The sequence below is a fragment of the Pseudomonadota bacterium genome (genome assembly GCA_023229365.1).
In the GTDB taxonomy this organism is placed as follows: domain Bacteria; phylum Myxococcota_A; class Polyangia; order JAAYKL01; family JAAYKL01; genus JALNZK01.
On sequence record JALNZK010000216.1, the window covers coordinates 1 to 5,619 of the forward strand.

The following is a 5,619-nucleotide window of genomic DNA, read 5'->3' on the forward strand; positions in this document are numbered from 1 at the left end:
TTTTCGAAACCGCAGCCGACCGGCTGCTTCACGTCGGGATGGCCGCTAAACAGTTACGTCGACGTCAGGATGTTCCCAGTACTCCCCGTTCCTGATAAACGCGAGTCCCGGTATCCCATCCGGCGGCACTCCCGCGGCCAGGAGCGCCATGCTGCGCTCACCCTCGCCCCGGATCACGTAGTCGATGCAGTGGTTCTCCAGGACCTCGCGAGGCGCGATGGTGGAGTGCACGCCGCCCAGCACGATAGGCACGTCCGGCCAAGCCCTGCGCGCCATCTCCGCCACGGCGAGTGCCCGATCGAAAATGACGGTCGTGGCTGTCAGGCCGATGATGTCAGGCCTCTGTGTGATGCGGCTCGGCCACCCGTCGTCCGCTCCTTCGGCCTGCATGTCGAGCAACGTGACCGCGGCGCCGCAGTGTTCGAGGTAGGCGGCAATGAGCGCAAGCCCGATCGATGGATAGCAACTCGCTACGGCCCGCCAGATGTTGCCCTTGAGGAGGGTCCACGGTGGGTTGATCAACAGCACGCGCTTGCCTTCGAGCGATGCAATGCGCGGCTCGAGGACGTCCCGCGCAACGGCCCGTCTCATCTTCCCGCCGTCAACCGGCACCACCCACCTCCTGATTGCTGTCTGTCGGCGGCTCCGTTTTGCGGGTGTCGAGCATCCTGTAGATGTGCTGCTGCTTGCGCGTGATGATGTTCCCGTAGTTGATGAACAGGTTGCTCACCACATATAAAATGATCCCGGCGACAAAAGACATGGCGGCGCCGAATCCTGCCGCGATGGAAATGACCATCATCCCGTAGCTGCTCACCGAAGGTTCCTGTACGTACTCCAGGATCGGAAACGCACCCGTCACCCCCGCTGCAACCGCCAGTACGATGCCGATCGATCCGAACAACGTCAACGGCTTGAACGTGACTAGAATAATCGCGATGTGCAGCAGAATTCTGAAGCCATCCTTGAACGTGCTCAGTTTGGAAACGCTGCCGCTGGGACGCTCGCGATAGGGGATCGGGACTTCCTGGATGGTAAAACCGTTGCGCAAGGCCATCAGGGTCATTTCGCTCTCGATCTCGAAGCCGGTCGAAATCGCCGGAAGGGCGTCCGCCACCTGGCGCGAAAAGGCGCGGTATCCGGATAGAACGTCCTTCAACTGCGAGCGGAACACGAGGTTCGTCACGCTGGTGATGACCCTGTTTCCAACGACATGGAGAGGTCGAAACGAGTTACTGGTGTATTCGGACAGGCGGTACCCGACCGTCATGTCGGCTTGACCCTCAATCACCGGACGCAGCAGATCCCGCACATTTTCTGCCGGGTAGGTGTCGTCTCCGTCGACCATCACGTAGTAGTCCGCATTGGTCCTGGACAACATCGCAGCGACGACCGCACCCTTCCCCTGTCTCAGAACGCCATGCACCGTCGCGCCGGCTGCCCTCGCCTCGTCTATGGTATTGTCGGTGCTGTTGTTGTCGAAGACGAAGACCTCCGCCTCTGGCAGTTGACGGCGGAAGTCCCGGACCACTTTCCCGATGGTCGTTCCCTCGTTGTAACAGGGAACGGCTACGACGATGTGCGGAGCGCCATCGCGACCGGTCCGACTCATGGTTTCCTCCTGGCGACCGAGAATAGCGAGAGCCCGACGGGTGGTCGCACCAACCGCTCGATACTTTCGAGGTATGGCGTCAATGTGTCGAAGATAAGGATCTGCCTGGGACTCTGCCGTACAACCCGTTTCAGCTTGCTGTTGACGATCCACCCCGCCAATCCGAGCAGGTTCATGTAATACATCGTCTCGACCACGAGACCGGCCGATTCGATCACCTTCCGTAGCGATCCTCGGGAATACCGTCGGAAGTGCCCCACGGCCGTGTCGATGGAGCCGAAGGCGAGGGGAACCGCCGGGACCAGCAGGACGATCGACGCCTGCAAGCCGGTGACGCAGTCGCCGAACTTCCTCAAGGCCGCCACGTCGTCCGCGATGTGTTCCAGGACGTTCACGCACACAACGGTATCCACTCCCCCGTTGCGAAGCGCCTCGGTGTCCACATCCTCGATGGACGCGGAAAGCACCTGAAACCCAGGGTGTCCGGCATGGGTCCGCGCGAGATGGGCGACGCAATGCGGGTTCGGCTCGATGCAGATGACGCGTTCAGAAGTCGAGAGCAGTCGTCCCGTCATGTTGCCGATGCCAGACCCCACTTCCACCACGTTTCTGCCCAGATAGGGCCGCACCTGTGAGAACAGCCACTCATTGTAACGCGGGGCCGATCCCATGTCCCGGAGGTCCTCGGCGACGAACTCGTCGTCCAGGCCCGGACGGGACACATTCGATCCTGCTCCCTTCATCGCGCTTCCTGTCGCAAGGAGAATGCCTATGGACATGTATATCGGTCTCGACGCCCACTCGGCAAGCTGCACGGTCTTGTAACGAGCTTCGGGACTTCGGGGTGTCGGTACTAGGCTCGATCGGAAATCCATCTGAGGGCCGGGCGGCGGACCGGGCGGCTGCGTGTCCGGTCCGTGGTCGGGGCCTCGATCCGGGCGCGCTGCGTGGCGCTCAACACGTCGCGCACGACAACCAATAGTCCCGAACGCGGGGCGGGCTAATTGTCGCGTGGCAATCACCCGATTCCTCACGATGGCGAGTTCATCGTCGAGGACGGGGCCACCGTCCAGACCAGCCGTAAAAGCGATCACTGCGAAGATAAAAGGGAGAAGCCCAAAGGCGAGGGAAGCACGGACGCTCCTCGGCGTGAGATCGGGCGCGCCGGAGCGAGGGCTGAAGATTTCACCGTCCGAATCGGACGACACCGCCGTGCCGAGGGTTTTCTGCTCGGTCATGGGTTCGCGCTTCATGGACAGCGCTTCATGGACACCTTGACCGTCAGCATATGTTCAGCAATAGTATCCGCAATCGTTGAACCTTGCGCAGTCCGTTTTGCCGATTCTGCCAAAGGACCTTCCGCGACGATGAAAGCAAGCGCGCTCTGGCGGCATGTCTGGCCTTTCCTCGCCGGGGCTCTCGGAGTAACGGGTTTCAATGCCGTCGGTGATGTGTACCTCCGCGGGTTCACGCTCGATCTGGGTTCCCTCAACATGGTCACTCCCGTCTACATGGCGTTTCTCGGCATGTGGATGCTCGTGGGGACGTTCTCGGCATTCTTTATTGCCTTGGGTTTCGCTCGGTTGATCGCCAACGCGGAGGTCGCCGATATCATCGCGGCGCGGTGGGCTGGCCCGTCCGACCGCGCGTGGATCATCGTCGCCGCCCTCTTGGCGTTCCTGATTCCTACGGCCATACGCGTCTTCGTGCTCAAGAACGCCCCCTTGACCGACGACGAGAGTTGCTACCGCTTCTCCGCGCAGTTGCTCGCCGGAGGCCACCTGACGGCGGAATCCCCGCCGATGAAGCTGTTTTTCGATCGGGAATTCGTCATCAACGACGGCAGAATCTACACACAATATTTTCTCGGCTGGCCCGCCCTCCTCGTCCCGGGAATTTTTCTCTCCGTTCCCGAAACGATGAACGCGTTCTACTGCGCGCTCACCGTCCCGGCGCTCTTCTGGATTCTGCGGCGGCTGGTGGGGAGCGGCTTCGCCAAGCTGGGGACCGCTCTCTACCTACTCTCCCCGTTCATCATGACCGCCGCCGCCACCATGATGGCGCACACGACCAGCGCCATGGCCATCACGTGGTTGTGCTGGTTCGCCCTGCGATCACGGGACGACGACGCGCCCCTGCGCATCCACGCCGCGGTGGCTTTCTTCTTCAGCCTGGCGTTCTTCATCCGCCCCACGTCCGGCCTTGGCGCCGGGTTGCCGTTCGTGGCCTATTGGTTGTGGGGGCTCCGTGGCCTCGACCCGACAAGAAGGCTTCGCGCTCTGATCGCATTCGCGGTGCCCGCCGCGTGCTTCGCCGCCTTGTTCCTGACGGTCAACAAGATCCAAAACGGCTCCTTCACCACTGTCGCCTACCAGCGCCTGCTGTCCTATTCGCGGGAAAACGGCTACCGGTTCTCGGGTTTCGCCGGCATCTCCGACAACGCCATCAGCAATATCAATTATTCGAGCCCGTACCACTCCTTGGCGAGGATGGTCATCGCGCTGTTCCGCTTGAACGCCGACGTCTTCGGCTGGCCGTTCTCCCTCTTCTTCATCCTCGCCGCCGGCCGGAGACGCGAGACCCTGTTCTTCTGGGCGAGCTTGTTCTTCTTTTTCCTCGTCCACTTCTTCATCTCCGATTCCGGCGTGGACACCTTCGGGCCGGTGCATTTCTTCGAAGCCACACCGGCGATCATCGTGCTCACAGTGGTCGGGTTGAGGAACCTCACCGACTGGCTCGGAGAGCGAGCCGTCGAAGGTTCCGCACCGCTCTTCGCGGGCATCCGACCGACCGCCCTTCCAGTGGCCCTTGCGTTGGCGTTCGCCCTGTGTTCCTTCTGCGCCTATGTACCTATCCGGCTGGGGAACCTGGCTCGTTTGGCCGCCGACATCAACGCGCCGCTCGACGCCCCACGGCGTCTGAACCTGTCCAACGCGGTCATCTTCTCCCCTCGACCCTTCTCGAGGAGATGCCTCTGCTTCCCAACGCGGCACTTCGTCTTTTGGCGTCCGAACAACGATCCCGACCTCAAGAACGACGTTCTCTGGGTGAACCACGTCTCTGTTGCGGAGGACAGGAAGCTGATGCAGCACTTCCCGGGTCGCGCCGGCTACGTTCTGTTGTGGATGCCCGACTGCAGTCTCTCCGCCGTACCGCTCGATTCCGTCGAGGCCGAGAAGATCCCGGACGGCCGCGTTACCTTGTACGATTCGGCGCCCAAATGAGGTCGGCCGGTTCGGCGCCGATGATCACGGTGTTCGCGGTCGTCTTCTTCTGATTCATGCCCCCTGCTCCCCGATCCGGATTGGCATCCGCCCGCCGAAAGACTTCCCGACGGGCCTGGCAATCGGCCCCAGTCGAGGCCCGGCACTCGTCCAAAACATGGCAACGGCTCGCGCCGTGCCGAGTGACATTTCCACATGGTGAAGTTAACCTGCCGATGATCATGACGGCGCGCGACTCCCAGGAAGAACGGTTGGACGGCATACGCCGACGGCCTCTGTTCGGCATGGGTGCGCTCGCTCTCATGGCAGCCGCGATCGCGGCGGTTTACGTATCTGTTCTGGACAACGCGTTCGTCATGGACGACGTCTACCTCGTCGCGGGAGCGGACGGGCTCGGAGATCCGGACGCCCTGGGCGAGATGCTGCTGCGCCCGTTCTGGCAGAACTCGTCCTACCTCGCCGAGTTGCTCCACGACTACTGGAGACCCGTGACCACATTTGCTCTCTGGCTCACCGCGTTTGTTGCCGGCAAAGCGCCGTTCGCCTTTCACGCGCTCTCGCTTCTGGGGCTCGCGGCCGCGACGATCTCGTTCGCCGCGCTACTGCGGCGGTTCGCGCCCCCGGGCGGCCGTTTTGCGGCGGTGTGGCTCGCCGTGATCTTTGCGGCGCATCCTCTGGCCGCGGAGATAGTCGGCATGGCGGCCAACGTTTCGGACCACCTCGCGCTCGCGTTCATGGCGGTGCAGATTCTCGTTCTCGATGGACACAGGGAGAGGGAAAAGG

Annotated in this window: 5 protein-coding genes; 2 read left to right on the forward strand and 3 right to left on the reverse strand. The window is 62.2% G+C overall.

Annotated features, from left to right (window positions below; all coding sequences use genetic code 11):
• Window positions 1–45: 45 nt before the first annotated feature.
• From M0R80_31155 to M0R80_31165, 3 genes are read right to left on the reverse strand one after another with little or no spacing between them, the layout of a single operon-like run.
• Complete coding sequence (locus M0R80_31155) at window positions 46–612, reverse strand: cobalamin-dependent protein (protein ID MCK9464100.1); 567 nt, start codon at window positions 610–612, stop codon at window positions 46–48.
• The gene (locus M0R80_31160) at window positions 602–1,612 is read right to left on the reverse strand and encodes a glycosyltransferase (GenBank protein MCK9464101.1); all 1,011 of its coding nucleotides are present in this window, start codon (window positions 1,610–1,612) and stop codon (window positions 602–604) included. Before M0R80_31160 ends, M0R80_31155 begins: the two co-directional genes overlap by 11 nt.
• Entirely contained in the window at window positions 1,609–2,865 is a 1,257-nt protein-coding gene (locus M0R80_31165; protein ID MCK9464102.1) for a class I SAM-dependent methyltransferase, read from the reverse strand. Before M0R80_31165 ends, M0R80_31160 begins: the two co-directional genes overlap by 4 nt.
• Window positions 2,866–2,979: 114 nt before the next feature.
• Between M0R80_31165 and M0R80_31170 the strand changes: the two genes are divergently transcribed.
• Together M0R80_31170 and M0R80_31175 are read left to right on the forward strand one after the other, a co-directional pair.
• Entirely contained in the window at window positions 2,980–4,836 is a 1,857-nt protein-coding gene (locus M0R80_31170; GenBank protein MCK9464103.1) for a hypothetical protein, read from the forward strand.
• Between the two features lie 215 nt (window positions 4,837–5,051).
• Window positions 5,052–5,619 (forward strand): hypothetical protein (locus M0R80_31175; GenBank protein MCK9464104.1); only part of this gene is annotated, 568 nt, incomplete at its 3' end.